This is a genomic window from Pseudoalteromonas phenolica (assembly GCF_001444405.1).
GTDB classification, from domain to species: Bacteria; Pseudomonadota; Gammaproteobacteria; order Enterobacterales; family Alteromonadaceae; genus Pseudoalteromonas; species Pseudoalteromonas phenolica.
The window spans coordinates 1,003,923-1,023,473 of sequence record NZ_CP013188.1 but is presented as its reverse complement, the minus strand read 5'-3'; the positions used below and the strand labels follow the sequence as shown (position 1 = coordinate 1,023,473).

The following is a 19,551-nucleotide window of genomic DNA, read 5'->3' as shown; positions in this document are numbered from 1 at the left end:
ACTTTTTACTAAGTTATATCAGCTACTTATACACACACGACATCATGACTGTAATGAATTACTTAATAAAGATCTGATCTATTCCTAGTACAGATCAGATCTTTATCAATTAAAAATGAGTTATACACAGCTGAATCATGAAAACATTCAATTAATACTTAATAAATAGTAATATTTGGCAGTCTGAGTTAGTAAAATTTTGATTTGAACAATCACTTAGTAAAATAATGATCTCAATAAAAATCAGCTTCAGATCAATTTTTTACTAACATTAATTATTAACTTTTGCTGTGGAATATGTTGTTATAGCATGTCGTCGAAATTTGGAAATAAAATAATGAGCCGAAAGGTGAACATCTCAGTAGATAATCTACCTGATTCATTGCGTGGGCAAATTCATGGAGTAGAAAGTGCAACTGACAATGAAAATTTAGCGCTATTTACAGATAACAAAGATGTTCGTATTACACTTGATAGTGCAGCACATGAGTTACGAGCATATTCAAATACCTTCAATCATTATGATCTTTGGGGCAGGTTCGTTCGCTCAGGTCACAAAAAACTACCTCTTGAAGAGGCGCCTAAAAAAACCATTATTACACGGCGGATTTCCGAAAAAGTCGACGGCATTCTTTATGAAGGCGAGATTAAAATTACGCCGGCAGTTGTCAGTACAAAACTTGATGGTGAAGAAGTTGAGTGCTTAGTTTGGCCTTCAGACAGAGAAGAAAAAGTAGAAAGAGCGTTAATACGGCTTGCTTCAAAAGGTAAAATCGTAAAAATTAATTTTAAGTCCGGTATTCAATATGCTGTTATTTTTTCGATGAATGAATTGGCTCAAGAGCTAAAAGCTGTTGGTCAATCGATGCCTTATCCTCAGATAAAAGAATCATTGGAAGCACTTCAAGGCTCAAAATTATCATTTAAATACTCAGCAACAGACACAAAAAACACAGATATTGATGATTCTTTCTACGAATCCAATATGAATTTCCTCTCATCACTTCATTTTAGTGGAAAAAAAGGTCAAGGCGGAAATGTTAAATGTGTTGCTTGTTTAAACGCTTTTGTACACAACATGATCGATAACTTAGAGTATAAAGGTTATTATTTCAACAGGGCACAAGAGTTAAAACGTGGTTTATCTAGATGGATGATGCTCCGTCTTTATCATTTGTGGAGATATGCAGCGCCAGGCAAGACCTACCACTTTAGACTGCTATCAATTATGGAAAAGTATGGTTCAATTTACTCTACTGATGAAATTACTGAAAATAAATTGAAAGCATTACGCCGTGATATGACCACCACTATGAAAGATTTGATAGAAAAAGGCGCTATTTCTGAATATGATATAACCAATGTTAAGGATGATAAGACGGGCAAAATCATTGATTATGTTTATGAAATGCATCCTTCAGAAGAGTTTTGTGATGAGATTTTAACATTAAATAAACAAAACAAACGCATTGAAATTCAAGGTGGTAAGCGTCTAGTTGAAGCCGTTGAAGTAATCGATGAAGATGTATTAGAAGAAATTGTAAAAGAGTAAAATTAATTACTCTTTTCTTTCTAAATAGATTCTATCAACCAGAAAATTATACTCTTTTTTCCTTGGATCGTTCACTTTTGAATCATAGTTGGGAAGACTACCAACTTTTAATTTTTTATTTGGATTTAACATAACAAATGGCAGTGCACCACTAACGTGATATCTATTTGTTGCTGTAAATCGTACATTAACTTCCGGGGTAACTCTAGTTGGCCTTCTTATTCTTAGTTTAGAATCTGAGCCTAAACTCGCGACTCTCATTCTTTCAGATTCAACAGCCTTTAGCCAAGATTCTTGATCGATAGCTCTTGGATTTGAATATTTAGATGAGCGCTCAAGCATTTCTAGCGCAGTGTCTTTAGTTAGTGTTTTCGTCGCATGCTTCTTCATCCATGAAAACCGAATAGAATAGGGGGATTCAGACTCAAAATGAATTTTTCTATATGCTGCTAAAGTAATTAAATTTGGTATAGCTGAGTGAACAGCTTCAAAACGAGCATCGTTATTTGGAATACTTAATATTAGTTCTTTAAATTTTGCTTTTTCAATATTTATTGAATTGATTCTGTTTTGAAGATGCTTGAATTTGTCATTTACTAAAACAATACCTGGATGACGTGTTAATACTTTGCCACTTTTTTCACTACTTAGAAATAAATCGCTAAAAGCAAAAACAATTTTTTTTAGCGCCTCTTGACCTGTTATTTCATGAACAAGTATTTCCTCAGGTGCAGTATGTTCTTGGTCTTTCTCATAGTTAGGTAGATCGTAATAATTAGCTGCAATGACATCAGCTGTTTCAAGTTCTTTTGAGAACAGTTCAAGATGGTTTTGTAGCAAATCAAACTGTGCTTTGATTAAAAAATTTATATTCATTTAAGTGCAATAAAAGTTTCATTTAAGTATGATGTGTTCCTTTATTTTAGCACAAATTTTCTAGAGTTTGAATTTAAGTTCAATCTTTAGATTAAAGCACCGCAACATATAAATATTCAAAAACTTAGAGTGAACATGATGAGTAAGTAATTTTCGAAGTAAAATTGATTTACTATAAACCTTAAATCTAGAATAAAAACTGGTCAAATTCATATCCACTAGAAATTTTGAAAATCATCAGAAAACACACAGTTTTTAAATTAACCATGCATTTTTTGGTGTAGATATTTGAATTTCAGTATACAACTTCAAACAAATTCTGTTTGTTTGTAACGTTGATAAAAACATGTGAGAAGAAATAGTTACTTTCTGTAACACATACAATTTAGCCAGAGCTAAAGATTTTTGTTTAGCAAATCGAAACCATAAATATGGCTAGCTTAGTGATTAACTGTAACCACGATATTTTGTCTGTGAGAAAGATAATTAAACCTCGCTCTATTATAAACTTTTTATAGTATGATGTGTTCCCCTCATTACCATAAAAATAACCTGTTTGTCCAATCAGATTGTTAAACATGTAAGTATAGATTTATGCACAAAATAAGTTATGTTAAATCAACCGATGAAGAAAATTAGACAGGTCTCTGCAAAAGTAATTAGAAAGAAGTATTTTTAATAACCAACAAACTCTATCTATCAAAAGAAAAGATATTAAAATGTTCAAATTAGAAATAAAACGATTCATCGCTCAAATTGTAGATAGAGTATTAATACAGTGTTGTGCGAACTACTAATAAAAATTAAAGCGTTCGGGACTAATTTCTAAGAACTAACTCTAAACTTTCATGTAACTTTAAAGTTAGATAGTTAATGATAAGCAATCAAGCCAATATATCTCTCATTATTTGAAATCTAGGAAAAAATTTTGATATAAATTTTTTAAGGTGGAATTTAAAATTTTCAAAGCTAAGATTCTTAGGGCTTATATAGCTAAGAAATAAAAAGTCGAAAATTAAATTAGAAATCAATTTTACAATATAGCTTACATTGAAAAACGTTAAATCTGTAATTACAAAATAATATTTATGAAATTAGGCCTTTGTTAAGGTATGTCTTTTAGCTATTAAAACTAATACAACTTAATTTTTCAGGATACAAATAGAAACAAACCTAGTGTACCTAGTAAAATTTTATCTGTGTCGAAATCATTTTACAGAGAAAAGTAACTAAGAAATCAAAATTGCAGAACATCCATTTGCATGATTTCACAAATTCATAACTTAATTTAAATCAAACACAACGTACTCCAATTTACAACAAGAGCAATTATCTTCAGACAGGATTTATTGAATAAGAAATCCAATAAACAGATAGCATCTATCTAAGTGAACTAACAAAACTAAAATCAATTTTTTCAAATAATAATAAAAGAAAATGAATCTGTAAGAGCAATCGTTGAACATCTACAAAACTATCATATTTATTTAAGCTTTTTACTAATGGCGCTCAAATTATGATTACATTGACAAATATTAAGTGGAACGGATTAAATTTATGTTTTAAGGCATAGCTTCAAGCACTCGGTGTTCTGCTACGTCAGAATTTAATAATTAAAAATAAGTGCAGAACTTAGGCTGAAACGTTAGCGTAGCATTTAGATGCGAAGTTGGAGGACTAAATGAGCCGCACACTTATTATTACGAATGCAAACAACGAACTAATTATAAAGTTACTATGGTGTTTAAGGATGTAGGAACTTTTAAAAGCTTCACACTAATAAAAGATACATTAAGTGAATAACAAACATGCCAAAAACTCATTAATGAAACATAAGGTTATGTAAAACTTTATGGTTCCTTAAGCTGCTCCATTTTTGCCATTGTAAGTGTGGATAAGACATTAAAAAGGGGAGCGCTCGTCATAATAAAAGGTAATAAATTAGAATAGATAAGAGCGAATAGATTACTTCAGTTCGATTTTACCTTAAGCTATTGAAAATCAATAATTTATAAAATCTACCAACCTTTATCAAAACAATTTTGAGTAAAGGTTTAATAAAGTTACCACTAAGTTGGATAGATCTAAAGTGTTTTGATTCCTTGCAGAAGGAACGGAGATTTCCTTAAATATGTCGGTTAGATATATATAGTTAAGATTATGACTCAATAAATTGTTGTTGCTGTTACACCTTTTGTTTAACTCGAAGCGGTATGAAAACACACGAATGTACTGTAATAAATTGGTTGAATTTACACAATGAATGTTCAGAGTTTTCTAAAAGGAAAGTTTATCTCTTAGATAAGATAAACATACTAATTAACTAATAGATGTTGAAATAGGCTAACGATTGAGTGTGATACTAAGACAAAGCATTTTCAGAAAATGTAAAAGAAGATAGTGATCTAAAATTTATTTTAACTATTTATGCGAATAGCAATTTAAAAATTATGAATTCGAATCTTGTTAGTACTTAGCTCAGATGACAAATTTAAATTTGTAAAACAAAACTTTTTTAAAAGAATGTAAATTTATAACTACTTGAGCTGATTAACTGAAAAACTTTAACCATATATCCCTAGAAAACTCCCAGTCTTCTAAATCTTGTTTATTGCTGTGATGTAAATTAGATATCTATTGTCGATTCCGAAAAACGACATAAATAGAATTACTATTATAAGTTATAAAATTCACAAAAGCTTTTTCTTCGATTACTTCATATCAACAATGCCAATGCTAAAACAATATTATTGTATGATGTGTTCTTGAGGGCTCGTTATTCAATCTTATGATGTGTACTTAAACATAGGTGACAAACAGTATATTTCCCGTATAGCAGTGTTTACGTGCCAAACATTTATTAGTATGTTGTGTTCCTATGACCCTTAATATAGCTTGTAGTCAACACTGTAATATTGTAAGTTTATTTTGTTCTAATTTAGAGAATGGGAATGAGGAATGAAAAACTGGAACCCAAATAGCTGGAGAGACTTACCAATCGTCCAGCAGCCTGAATATCCAGATCAGGCTCAACTGAAACAAGTAGAAAAACAGCTAAACTCAGCGCCACCTTTGGTTTTTGCAGAAGAGACAAGAAGCTTATTTAAAAACTTAGCAGATGTATGTGAAGGAAAAGCTTTCTTGTTACAAGGTGGAGATTGTGCAGAGTCCTTTTCTGACTTTAGTGCAGCTAATATTCGAGATACATTTAAGACAATCCTTCAGATGGCCGTTGTACTTACTTATGGCGGAAAATGCCCAGTAGTAAAAATTGCTAGAATGGCAGGTCAATACGCAAAACCAAGATCTTCAGACTATGAAACAATTGATGGAAAATCGCTACCTTCTTACAGAGGAGATATTGTAAATAGTTTTGAATTTACTGAAGCAGCGCGTATCCCAGACCCAAATAGATTGATGACTGCTTACCATCATAGTGCGGCAACATTGAACTTGCTTAGAGCATTCGCACAGGGCGGTCTTGCCGATTTACATCAAGTAAACCGTTGGAACATGAGTTTTGTCGCAGCAAATCCTCTTAAAGATAAGTTTCAGCAGTTAGCGGATCGCATACAAGATGCACTCCAGTTTATGGAAGTATGTGGTATAGACTCCTCAGTAGCACCAAGCTTAAAAGAAACATCCCTATATACTTCACACGAAGCATTGTTATTAGGATATGAAGAAGCACTTACTAGAAGAGACCATTTAACTGGTGATTGGTACGATTGTTCATCACATTTTGTGTGGATCGGTGAACGTACTAGACAACTCGATCATGCGCACATAGAATTTTTCAGAGGAATCAAGAACCCTATCGGCGTGAAAGTCGGTCCAGGTATGAAACCAGACGAATTAATTAAGTTAATTGATGCTTTAAATCCAGAAAACGTACCTGGACGCTTAACATTAATAACCAGAATGGGTGCAGATATTTTACCAGAAAAGCTTCCTGCGCTTGTGAGAAAAGTGCAAGAAGAGGGTCGCAAGGTAATTTGGTCATCAGATCCGATGCATGGTAATACTGAGAAAGCAACAACAGGATATAAAACGCGAAGCTTCAACAACATTCTTCGTGAAATCAGTCAATTCTTTGCTGTTCATAAATCAGAAGGTTCATATGCAGGTGGTGTTCATTTGGAGATGACTGGTCAACACGTTACAGAATGTACTGGTGGTGCTTATGGTCTTTCAGATGAAGATTTAGCACAAAGGTATAGAACACAATGTGATCCACGCCTTAATGCTGACCAAGTATTAGAACTCGGTTTCCTAGTTGCTGATTTATTAAAAGACGCAAGAAAATAAACAAAAAGGTCGCAATGCGACCTTTTAATATTTTCGCCTTACTAAGCCAGCTTCGGATATAATTTTAGCTGATATCTCTTCAACGGAATGTTTTGTCGAATTTAAGTAAGATGTTTTATGTTTTTTAAATAACATTTCTACTTCTCTTACTTCAATTCGACATTGACGAATTGAAGCATATTTTGAATTAGCCATTCGCTCCTGTCGAATTAATGACAACCTCTCAGGATCAATTGTTAACCCGAAAAGTTTATTTTTAAAAGGTAACAAACATTTGGGATAATTGCCTTTTTCTAGATCGTCTTCAGTCATTGGGTAATTTGCTGCTTTAATGCCATATTGAAGTGCTAAATACAAACTTGTAGGTGTTTTTCCACTTCTACTCACACCAACAAGAATAATATCAGCTTCTTCATAATTCTTTATATTTGCACCGTCATCATTTGCAAGCGCATAGTTAACAGCATCAATTCTGAAATCGTAACTTGATTCATGAATCGAATGAGTTCGGTGAATTCTCGGAACAGGTTCAGTTTTTAACTCTTTCTTCAATACATGACTTGCCAGTGTTAAAAAATCATAACAAACAGCGTTACTAGATAAAATAATATCGGACAATTCTGGGTTTACAAACGTGAAAAAAACTAATGGCTTTTCACCTTCAGCACTAACTGTTTTATTGATCAGTTCTTTTACTTCATGTGCTCGGTTAACAGTTTCTACAAAAGGAATCGTTTTATGTTGAAATTCAACAGGAAAAAGAGAAAGAGTTGCATGACCAAAGACCTCGGAAGTAATGGCGGTACCATCAGAAATATAAAAAGCGGTTCTCATAATTAAGCCTAATGAAATTTGTTTATTTTCCTTATCGCGGTTTACGCGACTAGCTTTGCCAGTGTAGAATGCACTTGACTATACTTATGGTCAAACAATCTCTCACATTTATTACAATTTGTTTATGGAGACAGTTCCGTGCAAGACTACGTTCTCTGGTATCAAGAGTTAGGTATGCAAGATGTACCTCGAGTGGGTGGCAAAAATGCGTCACTTGGGGAAATGATTTCAAACCTTTCTAACGCTGGTGTTCAAGTACCAGGCGGTTTCGCTACTACCGCCGAAGCCTTTAATGAATTTTTAGAGCAATCTGGCTTAAACGAGAAAATTCACAATATTCTAGACACATTAGACGTTGATGATGTCAACACTTTAGCAAAAGTGGGCGCTGAAATTCGTCAATGGATTATCGACACACCTTTCCAACCAGAACTAGATAAAGCAATTCGCAACGCATACAACACGCTCCATGGTGATGCCTCTGCAGATGTTTCATTCGCTGTTCGTTCATCTGCTACAGCTGAAGATATGCCAGATGCTTCTTTCGCAGGCCAACAAGAAACATTTTTGAATGTACGTGGAATTGACGCAGTAATGGTCGCAATAAAACACGTATTCGCTTCTTTATTTAATGACCGCGCAATTTCTTATCGCGTGCACCAAGGTTATGACCACCGTGGCGTTGCGCTTTCAGCAGGTATACAGCGCATGGTTCGTTCAGACAAAGCATCTTCAGGTGTAATGTTCAGTATCGATACCGAATCAGGTTTTGAAGATGTTGTGTTTGTAACCTCAAGTTATGGTCTTGGTGAAATGGTTGTTCAAGGAGCTGTTAACCCTGACGAATTTTATGTTCACAAACCAACTTTGGCCAAAGGTAAACCTTCTGTAGTTAGAAGAAACCTTGGTTCTAAAGCAATTCAAATGGTTTACTCAAGTGACGAGTCACACGGTAAACAAGTTGAAATTGTAGATATGGAACCTGAACTATCAAATCGTTTTTCAATCACAGACGAAGAAGTACAAGAACTAGCAAAGCAAGCTGTAATCATTGAAAAACATTATGGCCGTCCGATGGATATCGAATGGGCTAAAGATGGTAATGACGGTAAACTTTATATCGTTCAAGCACGTCCAGAAACAGTGCGCTCGAATGAAGATGCAAACGTAATGGAGCGTTTCCAACTTAAAGCACAATCTAATGTTATTGCTGAAGGTCGTGCTATCGGTCATAAAATTGGTTCTGGTGTTGTACGCGTACTTAACTCAATCGACGAGATGGATAAAGTACAAGTTGGTGATGTATTAGTTACTGATATGACAGATCCAGATTGGGAACCAATCATGAAGCGCGCAGCTGCGATCGTCACAAACCGTGGCGGACGTACATGTCACGCAGCAATTATCGCTCGTGAACTTGGTATTCCAGCAGTAGTTGGTTGTGGTAATGCAACAGACTTAATCACAAATAATCAAGAAGTAACCGTTTCTTGTGCCGAAGGTGATACGGGTTATATCTACGAAGGCAAACTTGATTATGAAGTAATTACTTCTGAAATTGATTCTATGCCTGATTTACCAATGAAAATTATGATGAATGTTGGTAATCCAGATCGTGCGTTCGACTTTGCTAAATTACCACATGCTGGTATTGGTCTTGCGCGTTTAGAGTTTATTATCAACCGTATGATTGGTATTCACCCTAAAGCTTTAATAAACTTTGAAACTCAACCAGCTGATTTACAAGCTGAAATCAAAGAAATGATCGCTGGTTATGCTTCTCCAGTTGAATTCTATATCGAGAAGCTAGTTGAAGGTATTGCAACTTTAGGTTCAGCATTTGCACCAGAACGCGTTATTGTACGTATGTCAGACTTTAAGTCGAATGAATACGCGAACTTAATTGGCGGTCAGCAATATGAGCCAGAAGAAGAAAACCCAATGATTGGTTTCCGTGGCGCATCTCGTTATATTTCTGAAGACTTCCGCGAATGTTTTGCACTAGAATGTGAAGCAATCAAACGCGTAAGAAATGGCATGGATTTAACGAATGTTGAAATCATGATCCCATTCGTACGTACTTTAGAAGAAGCTGCACAAGTAATACAATTACTTGAAGAACATGGCTTAAAACGTGGTGAAAATGGCTTAAAAGTAATCATGATGTGTGAATTACCATCAAATGCATTACTAGCTGAAGAGTTTTTAGAATACTTCGACGGTTTCTCTATTGGTTCTAACGATTTAACTCAGTTAACATTAGGTCTTGACCGTGATTCAGGTTTAATCGCACACCTTTTCGATGAAAGAAATCCTGCAATCAAGAAACTTTTATCTATGGCTATTCAAACAGCTAAAGCGAAAGGCAAGTATGTAGGTATCTGTGGTCAAGGTCCTTCAGATCATGAAGATTTTGCTGCTTGGCTTGTTGAACAAGGGATTGATTCTGTATCTTTAAATCCTGATACAGTACTAGAAACTTGGTTGTATTTAGCTGATAAGCTTAAAGCAAATTAATTATAAAGCCGGCATCAGCCGGCTTTTTCATTTTACTTTGTCTAATCTATAGCAAACATCTCTAAAAATACGCTGTAATTTCTTCAAATAAACTCTTGCTTTAGGGTAATAAAAAGAAAAACACATTAGCGCAGCCAAACCAAATATGATTGAAGGGCCAGGCACAACAAAAAAGATAATTGCTAATATTACAAATAGACAACCTAAACTCAAAGTAAGAAATTTCTTCATAGCAGCCTCCTGTATTAAATAATAGCAAGTTAAATATAATTTTCTGTTTCTAACTGTAACAAAGAATATAAAACTCAATTTTCTTAACATTTTACCGTGATACAATATAGTCATAAGTAATAAGTAAAAACCGTCATGATTGCTCAAATTTCTCAACAAGATAACGCAAGTGAATTAATCAATAACTATATAGATAAGCTTAAAAGTTCAGGCTTTACTGGTGATCTTGATACCAGTTATGCGACACGTATTGTTAATTCAACTGATAACAGTATTTATCAAGAAGTCCCTCAAGCTGTCGTTTTCCCTAAATCAAATAAAGATATTCAAATTGCACTTCAAACAGCCAACCAAGATCCTTTTTTGTCTTTAACTTTTGGACCAAGAGGTGGAGGCACTGGCACTAATGGGCAGTCACTTACTCCCGGTATCATTCTAGATTTATCACGACATATGCGTGAAATTATAGAAATAAATGAAGAAGAAAAATGGGTCAAAGTTCAAGCGGGTGTCATTAAAGATCAGCTAAATGATTTTTTAAGACCTTATGGATACTTCTTCGCCCCAGATTTATCAACGAGTAATAGAGCAACAATTGGCGGGATGATAAATACCGATGCTTCTGGCCAAGGTTCGTTGGTATATGGAAAAACCAGTGATCATGTTTTAGGTTTAAAATCATTCTTGGTTGATGGTACAGAACTAAATACAAGTAAAATTACGAAAGAACAGGCTGAGATACTAGCAGAGCAGCAGACAAATACTTCCCCTGTTTATAAGCAAGTACTTACTTCTTGTGAAAATAATAGAGAGTTAATCCTTCAAAAATTTCCCAGACTAAATAGATTTTTGACTGGTTACGATTTAGAAAATGTATTCAATAATGAATTAACAACATTCGATTTATCAAGAGTTATAACTGGAAGTGAGGGCTCACTTGCTGTTGTAACTGAGGCAAAACTAAATATAACACCCATTGCTCCATTTAAAACTCTAATAAATATAAAATATGACAGCTTTGATTCAGCATTACGAAATTCTCCATTTTTAGTAGATGCAGAAGCAACATCCGTAGAAACAGTAGATAGCAAAGTTCTTAATCTAGCAAAAGAAGATATTATCTGGCATTCGGTTTCAGATCTTATTCAAGATGTACCTGGCCAAGACATGTTAGGTTTAAACATGGTTGAATTCAATGGAGAGACAGCTAATGAAATGGATGACAAAATTAATAATCTTTGTCATAAGCTGGACGCGCTAATCGAAAAAAAACAAGCAGGTGTTATTGGTTATCAACTGACAACCGATAAATCCGAAATTCTAAAAATTTACGCAATGCGAAAAAAAGCAGTAGGTTTGCTTGGAAATACAAAAGGAAAACAAAAGCCGCTCGCTTTTGCTGAAGATACAGCAGTTCCGCCTGAAAATTTAGCAGACTTTATTTCTGAATTTAGAACATTACTTGATAGCCATAATCTACATTACGGTATGTTTGGTCATGTAGATGCAGGAGTTTTGCATGTTAGACCAGCACTCGATATGTGCGATCCAGAACAAGAAAAGTTACTCAGAAAGATTTCTGATCAAGTCGTTTCGCTTACTGCAAAATACAATGGATTGATGTGGGGCGAGCATGGTAAGGGCTATCGCAGTGAATATGGCCCAGAGTTTTTTGGTGATGAACTGTTTAACGAACTTAGAAAGATAAAAGCAGTTTTTGATAAAAATAATAGACTAAATCCTGGAAAAATTTGTACGCCAATAGAAAGTAAAGACTCACTTGTTTCAGTTGATGGACAAAAAAGAAGTTGGTTTGACCGTAAAATAGATGTCACCGTAAAAGACAGTTTTGACAATGCAATGAATTGTAATGGTAATGGACTTTGTTTTAATTATGATGATGACACACCAATGTGCCCATCTTATAAAGTTACAAAAGATAGAAGACATTCACCTAAAGGAAGAGCATCATTATTTAGAGAATGGCTAAGACTTCAAGAAGAGCAGGGCGTTAATCTACTCGAAGTTGAAAAACAATTAATTAATAAAGAAAGTGATATTACCTGGTGGGAAAGATATCGAAATTCTGGTTCGAATAATTACGACTTTAACCATGAAGTCAAAGAAGCGATGGATGAATGCTTGGCTTGTAAAGCATGTTCTTCAGCATGCCCAATCAAAGTAGATGTTCCTACATTTAGATCACGATTCTTAAATTTTTATCACAGTATTTATTTACGACCAGCTAAAGATTTACTTGTAGGAAATGTAGAAGCAACAGCGCCACTTATGGCTAAATTTCCTAGATTGAATAATTTTATTGTAAATAATTTCCCAGGAAAGCAATTTATAAATAATATTATTGGATACGTAGATACACCTAATTTAAGTGTTCCTTCAATATCTGAACGTATAAAAACAGAAAACAAATTTGATTTAGAAAAAATTAATTCACTTTCTGAATCTGAAAGAAGAAATTCAGTTTTAATCGTGCAAGATCCATTTACTAGTTTCTATGAAGCAGAACTTGTAGATGCAACCATAAAGCTTATCGAAGCGCTAGGTAAAAATGTTTATGTACTACCATTTATTCCAAATGGTAAGCCACAGCATGTAAAAGGTTTTCTTAAGCAATTTAAAACGACTGCGAAAAATTCAAGTCAGTTTTTGAACCAAGTGGCAGAACTAAATATTCCTATGATTGGTTTAGATGCGTCTTTAGTAATGGTATATAGAGATGAATATAAAACAATTTTAAATTCTGAAGATAGAGGTAATTTTGAAGTTAAACTTGCTCATGAATTGTTTGAATCATTTGACTTCAGCAATATCAAAATCACCAATAGTTCAAGTCTAACTTTGTTATCACACTGTACAGAGACAACTGCTATGCCTTCAGCGTCCAAAATTTGGAAAGATATTTTTTCTCAATTAGGTTTAGACTTAAATACGCCTACAACAGGTTGTTGTGGTATGGCTGGTACATATGGACACGAAAAGCAGAATTTTGAAAAATCAAAGTTATTATATGAGGCATCTTGGAAAAAGAAGATAGAGAACGAACATATTGAAACAGTTTTATCGACTGGTTTTTCTTGTCGTTCACAAGTTAAACGATTTGAAGGCAAAAAACCACTTCATCCAATTGAATTTATTGCTTCTAAACTTTAAAAACATGAGTAATGTGGTTGATATTAATCAACCACACTTAATTTAACATAATTACAATGTCCTTTTTGAACCTGATTTAGCACGGTCTGACACATTTGTTTGTATGTATATTTGATCTGTCGTAGCAATTTTTGAATGACCAAGATCTTCAGAAAGGTGTTTCAGTGGTCGATGTTTTGCATCATGCGTTGCACCTGTATGACGAAGCCAATGTGAAGTAGCTGCTTTAAGTTGTTCTGATTCATCTTCAAAACCATCTTTTTCTAGTTTTTCTATCGCAAGATCAAAGCTTTCTTGGACAATTCTCCGGATCTGCCTGACGTTCATCCCACCTTGACCACGTAATTTATGAAGGATAGGGGATGGGTCATCTGCTCGAGGTAAAGCTTCGAATCCTCTATGAATACGATATCTTTTCAAATACTCTAAAAACTCTTCGCTCAGCGTAACATCCCTAAGTTTGTTACCTTTACCCATAACACGCAAGAACCAATAATTATCAGAATCTTGCCAAAAATGACTCATAACTGGTGACCACTGAGGCCTATCTGATAATTCTGAAATTCTAAGATATAAACCTTTCAAACAAGCTAAGGTGAATAAATTCCTTTCAAATTTCGGCTCTATTTCACATTTGTCTTTTGTAACACCAAAGACATATTCCCATTGAAGGTCACTAAGTGTATCCGGCATATTGATTTGTGATTGCACAACTAGATATGGAGAATTTTTTTTCACTACAGGCACATAGTTAAAAGCTGATTTTTCTTCTAATTGTGCAAATTTATAGAATACATTTAGCGCAGTAAACATAGCTGCAAGCGTTTGTTGACTGACACCGTTATCTTTTTCTATAAAAGGGCGCCATTTTTCATTAATGCATTTTACGCCGTTTTTGTCTTTAAAGCGCCATTGTACAGAATTTGTAGACCAAGTTTTTTCAGGCTTTACCATAAAATCAACGTAAGCCTCTATGTCTTCGCGCTTTAAATTGAAAACTGATGATTTTGTAAAATGCCAAGACCATAGATAGAATCGTTCAATTTCATTTCGAAAACGATTAAATGTTGCTTCAGATTTTCTACCATAAACATATAAAAACTTTAATAAAAATTCATAATCTGAATTTATAAAGTCATGTTTAGAGTTTAAAACTGCAAGTTGAGACTCTAATTCAGGATATTCAGTTTTAAGGGTAGCATCTTCAACATGCGCAATCATATATCTTAATTGCTTAACAGTATCGACTAACGGGAAAATCATATAAAGTCCGATATTGGTTAGTATTGGACATAGTTTAGAACTTTAGTAGGTCTAAGTAAATTAAAGTTTTTAAAGGAAATATGGGTAATAATTAAATTAAATCCTTATTTAACATAATATAAATTATAAGAAATTAACTCTATAAATAAAAGATGCTAAAATCAGCCTTCACTTATAAGTTGGTCAATGAAAAATGAATGAACAAAGCTTTTGGGAAATTTTAGATAAAGTAAAACAATCTCCAGAGGATTCAAATGAAGTCCTAAAATCTATTTTAGCTAATTCTTCAAGTAAAGATATTGAAGATTTTGATGCAATTTATACAGAAAAACTTAAAAATCTTTGGCATTGGAATAACTGGGCAGTTGCATATATTATATGTGGCTGTAATACAGAGTATGATTTCTTGGACTTTTGTAATTGGTGCTTATTACAAGGAAAAGAGTTTAATATAAAACTAAGTAATAAACCCGATGAACTCTTCGATTATAATTATCCAATTAAAGACCATTTACCTTATCCGTATGTTGATGAATTAGATTTAGTACCAGGTCTGTTGTTCGAAGAAATTACAGGTCAAGAATTACCATACCATCAAGTAGTTAACTTTCAACCAAAGGGAAAAAGGTTTAAAGACAAACCTAAATCCCTCAAAGAAAACTATCCAAATCTATTTAATAAATTTTGGAAAAAGAATTAATCTATAATAATTCTTAACATCCTTCTTAATGGCTCAGCTGCTCCCCAAAGTAGCTGATCACCCACAGTAAATGCACTAATATATTTCGGACCCATCGTTAATTTTCTAATACGACCAACGGGTATATCTAAAGTACCTGTTACTTTTACAGGTGTTAATTCTTCTGCTGTAATATCTCTATCATTTGGAATAACACGTACCCATTCATTATGAGTAGCAAGAATACTTTCGATCTCTTCGACGCTCAAGTCTTCTCTTAACTTAATGGTCATTGCTTGAGAATGACAACGCATTGCACCAACTCTTACACATAAACCATCAATTGGAATTGGTGAGCGACTAGACCCTAGTATTTTGTTTGCTTCTACTTGTGCTTTCCACTCTTCTTTTGACTGACCAGATCCCATTGGTACATCAATCCAAGGAATTAAGCTTCCAGCTAACGGCACACCGAATTGGTCTTTAGGAAGAGAATCCGATTTAATTTTCTCTGCGACGAGTTTATCTATTTCGAGTATTGCAGAGCTTGGATCATCTAACAGTGATTTAACTTCCGAATTAATTTCACCCATTTGTGTGATCAGCTCTCGCATATTGCGGGCGCCAGCACCGGATGCAGCTTGGTAAGTCATTGGAGAAACCCACTCTACTAAATCTCGTTCAAATAGACCGCCTAGAGCTAATAACATTAATGATACGGTACAGTTTCCACCAACAAACGTTTTAACACCCTGCTCTAGCCCCTGCTTGATAACATCGTTATTCACCGGGTCTAAAACAATTATACTGTCGCTTTCCATTCGAAGTGCAGAAGCTGCATCAATCCAATAACCAGTCCAACCCGACTCTCTCAAATGTGGATAAACTGATTTTGTATAATCACCACCTTGGCAAGAAATAATAATGTCCATTTGGGACAAAGCAGTCACGTCACTTGCATCAAGCAAAGGTTTAGGTGTGCCAGCAATATCAGGTCCTAATTGACCAGTTTGAGAAGTTGTAAAAAAATACGCTTCTATATTATCAAAATCATTCTCTTGCTGCATACGCTCCATTAAGACGGAGCCAACCATACCACGCCAACCAACGAGTCCTACTTTATTCATAGTCTTTTACCTTGTATCAAATTATTTAGAATCATTGCGTGAGTCTAGACGTCTAAAACTATCAAACTTACTCTAAATTCACTAGCTTTATCTTGATAAATTCTAAAACTCCAAATTTTTTCATATTCATTTTATCTAGTAAGATGTGTTCTTTGCGTTTGGAAAAATAAGCCTATATCTATATAGGCTTATTTAGATTAGCTAGCTGTATTTAGAATTCCATTGAAACATCTAAGCTGATTTGTTGAGCCATTTCCTTTTCACGAATAACAACATTATTCTGCTGTACCTCAAAGTTTTGGCCAAGAAGGTTTTTAACTTTGAATGTAACCGTTGTATTAAAGTTTGGATAATAGCTATAGACAAGGTCTAATGAATTTATAGGTTGCTCGTAAGCATCATCAAAATCATTAACGCCTGCCGCCAAAATACGATCACCAAATACATTATAAATTACTGATGCTTGATGATTTCCATTGTGTGAATCATAGTTAAGTTGGAAGTTAGCAACATACTTAGAATGACCTGTCATTCTTCGTTTCAAGTTTGTCAGATCACCCTTGTCAGCTTCTAATATTTCAACTTCTGAATCACTCAATGTAACGTTACCAGAAGTAAATATTGCACCGCCTAACGCATCAGCAGATAATTCAAGCAACCACTCAGCTTCAATACCATAAACAAAAGCCGTATCAGCGTTGTCGAACTCTAAAGTGAAACGACCATCTGCTTCTGTTAATAAGGCTTCAATTGGTTTATCGATATCTTTATAGAAGGCGCCGATTGAATAATTGTCACCATTTTCCATATAAAACTCAGCTCTGAAATCAAAGTTATCTAAATAGCTTGATTCAAGCGTTGGATTACCGAGTGTACGATAATCTGTTAATGGATCTTGGTACTGAACTGGTGTTAATTCACGCAAGTCTGGGCGAACAATTGTTTGACCATAACCAAATCGCAACTGATAAGACTTTTCGCTATATGTGACAGAGAATGAACCAAAGTAATCATCTTCCATAACACTCGCTTGTTGAATAGCTTCTTCGCTAAGTTTGTCAGCAAGCAATGCAGGATCAAATATCGAACGAGAGTAAGCTAATGCTACCTGACGGAAGTCTTCATAACGAACACCACCAGAAAAGCGCCATTTTTCGCCCATTAGATAATCAAAGCTGCCAAAATATGCATCAATTTTCTGAGCTGCTAGGTAATCATCAGCAGCCGGCTCTTGAAAAAGAAGCTCAACATCAGTCATATCAACAGTAGAATCATCTCTGAAATAAGAGCCTATACCCAATGCCTGAGCTGGTGTGTCAGCAAGTGAAAGGCTTTCATTTTGACCAAAGCGATATTTTAAGAAGTCTGTTCGGTAATCACGCGTTTTATCGACAAAGAAACCACCACCTTTTAGCTCTATCTCAGAGCCATCAAAGTAAAAAGCTTTACTGGCATTCCAACCAAAGTTTTCTACTTCATCTTCCATCGCTACATAACGATACAAATAGGGGTTACCACCTGAACTACCAGTATAAACCGTTTCTGAGTACTCACCGTTTACGTATAGATCACGAACTGATATTTCTAGTTCACTTGGAATATCAGTCGTTGCGGTTGAATCAGTGTAGTGCCAATCAACACCGACACCATCTAGTAATGACCAAGTTAAATTATGTGTACCTCTAACCTGAAGGATTTCTAGTTCACGTTGTTCAAAAGAAGTCAGATTTTTACGTGTAACTTGACCACTCTCGATGCTTAATGACTTTGATGGTTCTTGATACATTGCATAAGAAGCCTCATTTTCGGTGTCACGAAGCATCATATAACCTGCATTAATATCGTGTCCGTCAAGTTTGTAACCAACATTTAATGAGGCATTTAGTTTGATATTATTCTTGGTAGACTGTTTTTCTTCTTTTGCAGAATAACAAGTGAATGTATCTTTACTACACTCTAGTTCCTCAGTGTCTTTTGTTGCCAAAACTGAGTTGAACTCTGTGCTATTAGACCATTCATTATCATAGGCAACAGAAGTTAAGAAACCTAATTGACCGCCAAAACCAAATACATCGTCATATCGGTCACCAAACACTATTTTCGCACCAAAGTCTGGATCTATGCTTTTCTCAACCATACCAAAATCACGAGGTAGAGATTTTATCAGATCTTTGTTTAACGAAATTGCCGCTTCTTGACCAATATCAGAACCTTGAATTTTCGACTCAACTTGACGAATGTTTCGAATTGATAGATCTGAAAGTCCGTTAATGTATTTGTTTAATGCCATTTGGATTTCTGCTGGCATTTTGCGCAGACCATCGTCTTTACCTAGCCAGTCATCATCACTACCGTTGTAAACCAGGCCCGTATCATTGGTATCTTTATAAGCAGCACCTACTTCAATTTTGAATACACGATCTGATGGGATACTTTTAGTGCGAATATTTACATCACCACCACCGAATGCAGCTGGCATATCAGGTGAGTAGGCTTTTTGGACAGCAAGCGATTCAATTACACTAGACGGGAAAATATCAAGAGGTATAACATTACGTGTTAAATCAGGGCTAGGTACGATTGCTCCGTTTAAACGAACACTTGAATAGCGTTCACCTAAACCGCGAACATAAATAAATTTATCGTTAACCAAGCTTAAACCAGTAACACGTCGAAGTGCTGAAGCAGCATCACTATCACCAGTTCTTGAAATCTGCTCAGAACCCATAATATCTGCAACGAACGCTTGATTTTTACGTTCTTCAATAACAGCGCTCGCACTTCCCTTAAGGCGACTACCAACAGCAACAACTTCTTCTATTTCCTGTGCAGTTTCATCTGCAGCGAAAACCTGTGATGCTGGTGCCAATAAAGAAAGTAAAGATAAGGTAATAAGATTTGCCTTAAATTGCTTTATTGGTTTCATTTTTAATTCCTCTAAACCAAATTGATTCAACAAGGGCGCAAAAGTGCGCCCTATAAGTATATTTTGT

11 protein-coding genes are annotated in these 19,551 nt (G+C 34.7%); 5 read left to right on the top strand and 6 right to left on the bottom strand.

Features of this window, described 5'->3' with window-relative positions; genetic code table 11:
• Window positions 1–337 precede the first annotated feature (337 nt).
• On the top strand, window positions 338–1,552 hold the full coding sequence (locus PP2015_RS21550; protein ID WP_058032539.1) for a hypothetical protein: 1,215 nt from the start codon (window positions 338–340) through the stop codon (window positions 1,550–1,552).
• Window positions 1,553–1,558: 6 nt separating this feature from the next.
• Here the strand turns inward: PP2015_RS21550 and PP2015_RS21545 are convergent, their stop codons facing one another.
• Window positions 1,559–2,428 (bottom strand): DNA replication terminus site-binding protein, encoded by an 870-nt coding sequence (locus PP2015_RS21545; protein ID WP_058032538.1) that lies wholly within the window; start codon window positions 2,426–2,428, stop codon window positions 1,559–1,561.
• Between the two features lie 2,958 nt (window positions 2,429–5,386).
• On the opposite strand from PP2015_RS21545, the gene PP2015_RS21540 reads away from it, so the two are divergent.
• Entirely contained in the window at window positions 5,387–6,736 is a 1,350-nt protein-coding gene (locus PP2015_RS21540; protein ID WP_058032537.1) for a class II 3-deoxy-7-phosphoheptulonate synthase, read from the top strand.
• Window positions 6,737–6,760: 24 nt separating this feature from the next.
• Here the strand turns inward: PP2015_RS21540 and ppsR are convergent, their stop codons facing one another.
• Window positions 6,761–7,570 carry a posphoenolpyruvate synthetase regulatory kinase/phosphorylase PpsR gene (gene ppsR / locus PP2015_RS21535; RefSeq protein ID WP_058032536.1) on the bottom strand — a complete coding sequence of 270 codons (810 nt, stop codon included), beginning with the start codon at window positions 7,568–7,570 and terminating at the stop codon, window positions 6,761–6,763.
• 138 nt (window positions 7,571–7,708) lie between these two features.
• Here ppsR and ppsA point away from each other — a divergent pair, with 138 nt between their 5' ends.
• Complete coding sequence (gene ppsA, locus PP2015_RS21530) at window positions 7,709–10,087, top strand: phosphoenolpyruvate synthase (protein ID WP_058032535.1); 2,379 nt, start codon at window positions 7,709–7,711, stop codon at window positions 10,085–10,087.
• A gap of 27 nt (window positions 10,088–10,114) precedes the next feature.
• Here the strand turns inward: ppsA and PP2015_RS21525 are convergent, their stop codons facing one another.
• The gene (locus tag PP2015_RS21525; protein ID WP_058032534.1) at window positions 10,115–10,318 is read right to left on the bottom strand and encodes a PGPGW domain-containing protein; all 204 of its coding nucleotides are present in this window, start codon (window positions 10,316–10,318) and stop codon (window positions 10,115–10,117) included.
• A gap of 135 nt (window positions 10,319–10,453) precedes the next feature.
• Here PP2015_RS21525 and ydiJ point away from each other — a divergent pair, with 135 nt between their 5' ends.
• Window positions 10,454–13,489, top strand: a complete 3,036-nt coding sequence (gene ydiJ, locus PP2015_RS21520) for a D-2-hydroxyglutarate dehydrogenase YdiJ (protein WP_058032533.1) — start codon at window positions 10,454–10,456, stop codon at window positions 13,487–13,489.
• 51 nt (window positions 13,490–13,540) lie between these two features.
• Here ydiJ and PP2015_RS21515 read toward each other — a convergent pair whose 3' ends face one another.
• Complete coding sequence (locus PP2015_RS21515; RefSeq protein WP_058032532.1) at window positions 13,541–14,752, bottom strand: tyrosine-type recombinase/integrase; 1,212 nt, start codon at window positions 14,750–14,752, stop codon at window positions 13,541–13,543.
• Between the two features lie 193 nt (window positions 14,753–14,945).
• Between PP2015_RS21515 and PP2015_RS21510 the strand changes: the two genes are divergently transcribed.
• Entirely contained in the window at window positions 14,946–15,452 is a 507-nt protein-coding gene (locus PP2015_RS21510; protein ID WP_058032531.1) for a DUF4240 domain-containing protein, read from the top strand.
• Here PP2015_RS21510 and asd read toward each other — a convergent pair.
• Both asd and PP2015_RS21500 read right to left on the bottom strand, forming a co-directional pair.
• Window positions 15,449–16,558: an aspartate-semialdehyde dehydrogenase gene (gene asd, locus PP2015_RS21505; protein ID WP_058032530.1), complete on the bottom strand. Its 1,110-nt coding sequence runs from the start codon at window positions 16,556–16,558 to the stop codon at window positions 15,449–15,451. The genes PP2015_RS21510 and asd overlap by 4 nt on opposite strands.
• 211 nt (window positions 16,559–16,769) lie before the next feature.
• Window positions 16,770–19,484 carry a TonB-dependent receptor plug domain-containing protein gene (locus PP2015_RS21500; RefSeq protein WP_058032529.1) on the bottom strand — a complete coding sequence of 905 codons (2,715 nt, stop codon included), beginning with the start codon at window positions 19,482–19,484 and terminating at the stop codon, window positions 16,770–16,772.
• Window positions 19,485–19,551 lie beyond the last annotated feature (67 nt).

What these genes read in the sequence shown, in the direction of transcription:
- PP2015_RS21550 (WP_058032539.1), top strand. Translation starts at nt 338, where the DNA reads ATGAGCCGAAAGGTGAACATCTCAGTAGATAATCTACCTGATTCATTG.
- PP2015_RS21545 (WP_058032538.1), bottom strand. Translation starts at nt 2,428, where the DNA reads ATGAATATAAATTTTTTAATCAAAGCACAGTTTGATTTGCTACAAAAC.
- PP2015_RS21540 (WP_058032537.1), top strand. Translation starts at nt 5,387, where the DNA reads ATGAAAAACTGGAACCCAAATAGCTGGAGAGACTTACCAATCGTCCAG.
- ppsR (WP_058032536.1), bottom strand. Translation starts at nt 7,570, where the DNA reads ATGAGAACCGCTTTTTATATTTCTGATGGTACCGCCATTACTTCCGAG.
- PP2015_RS21525 (WP_058032534.1), bottom strand. Translation starts at nt 10,318, where the DNA reads ATGAAGAAATTTCTTACTTTGAGTTTAGGTTGTCTATTTGTAATATTA.
- ydiJ (WP_058032533.1), top strand. Translation starts at nt 10,454, where the DNA reads ATGATTGCTCAAATTTCTCAACAAGATAACGCAAGTGAATTAATCAAT.
- PP2015_RS21515 (WP_058032532.1), bottom strand. Translation starts at nt 14,752, where the DNA reads ATGATTTTCCCGTTAGTCGATACTGTTAAGCAATTAAGATATATGATT.
- PP2015_RS21510 (WP_058032531.1), top strand. Translation starts at nt 14,946, where the DNA reads ATGAATGAACAAAGCTTTTGGGAAATTTTAGATAAAGTAAAACAATCT.
- asd (WP_058032530.1), bottom strand. Translation starts at nt 16,558, where the DNA reads ATGAATAAAGTAGGACTCGTTGGTTGGCGTGGTATGGTTGGCTCCGTC.
- PP2015_RS21500 (WP_058032529.1), bottom strand. Translation starts at nt 19,484, where the DNA reads ATGAAACCAATAAAGCAATTTAAGGCAAATCTTATTACCTTATCTTTA.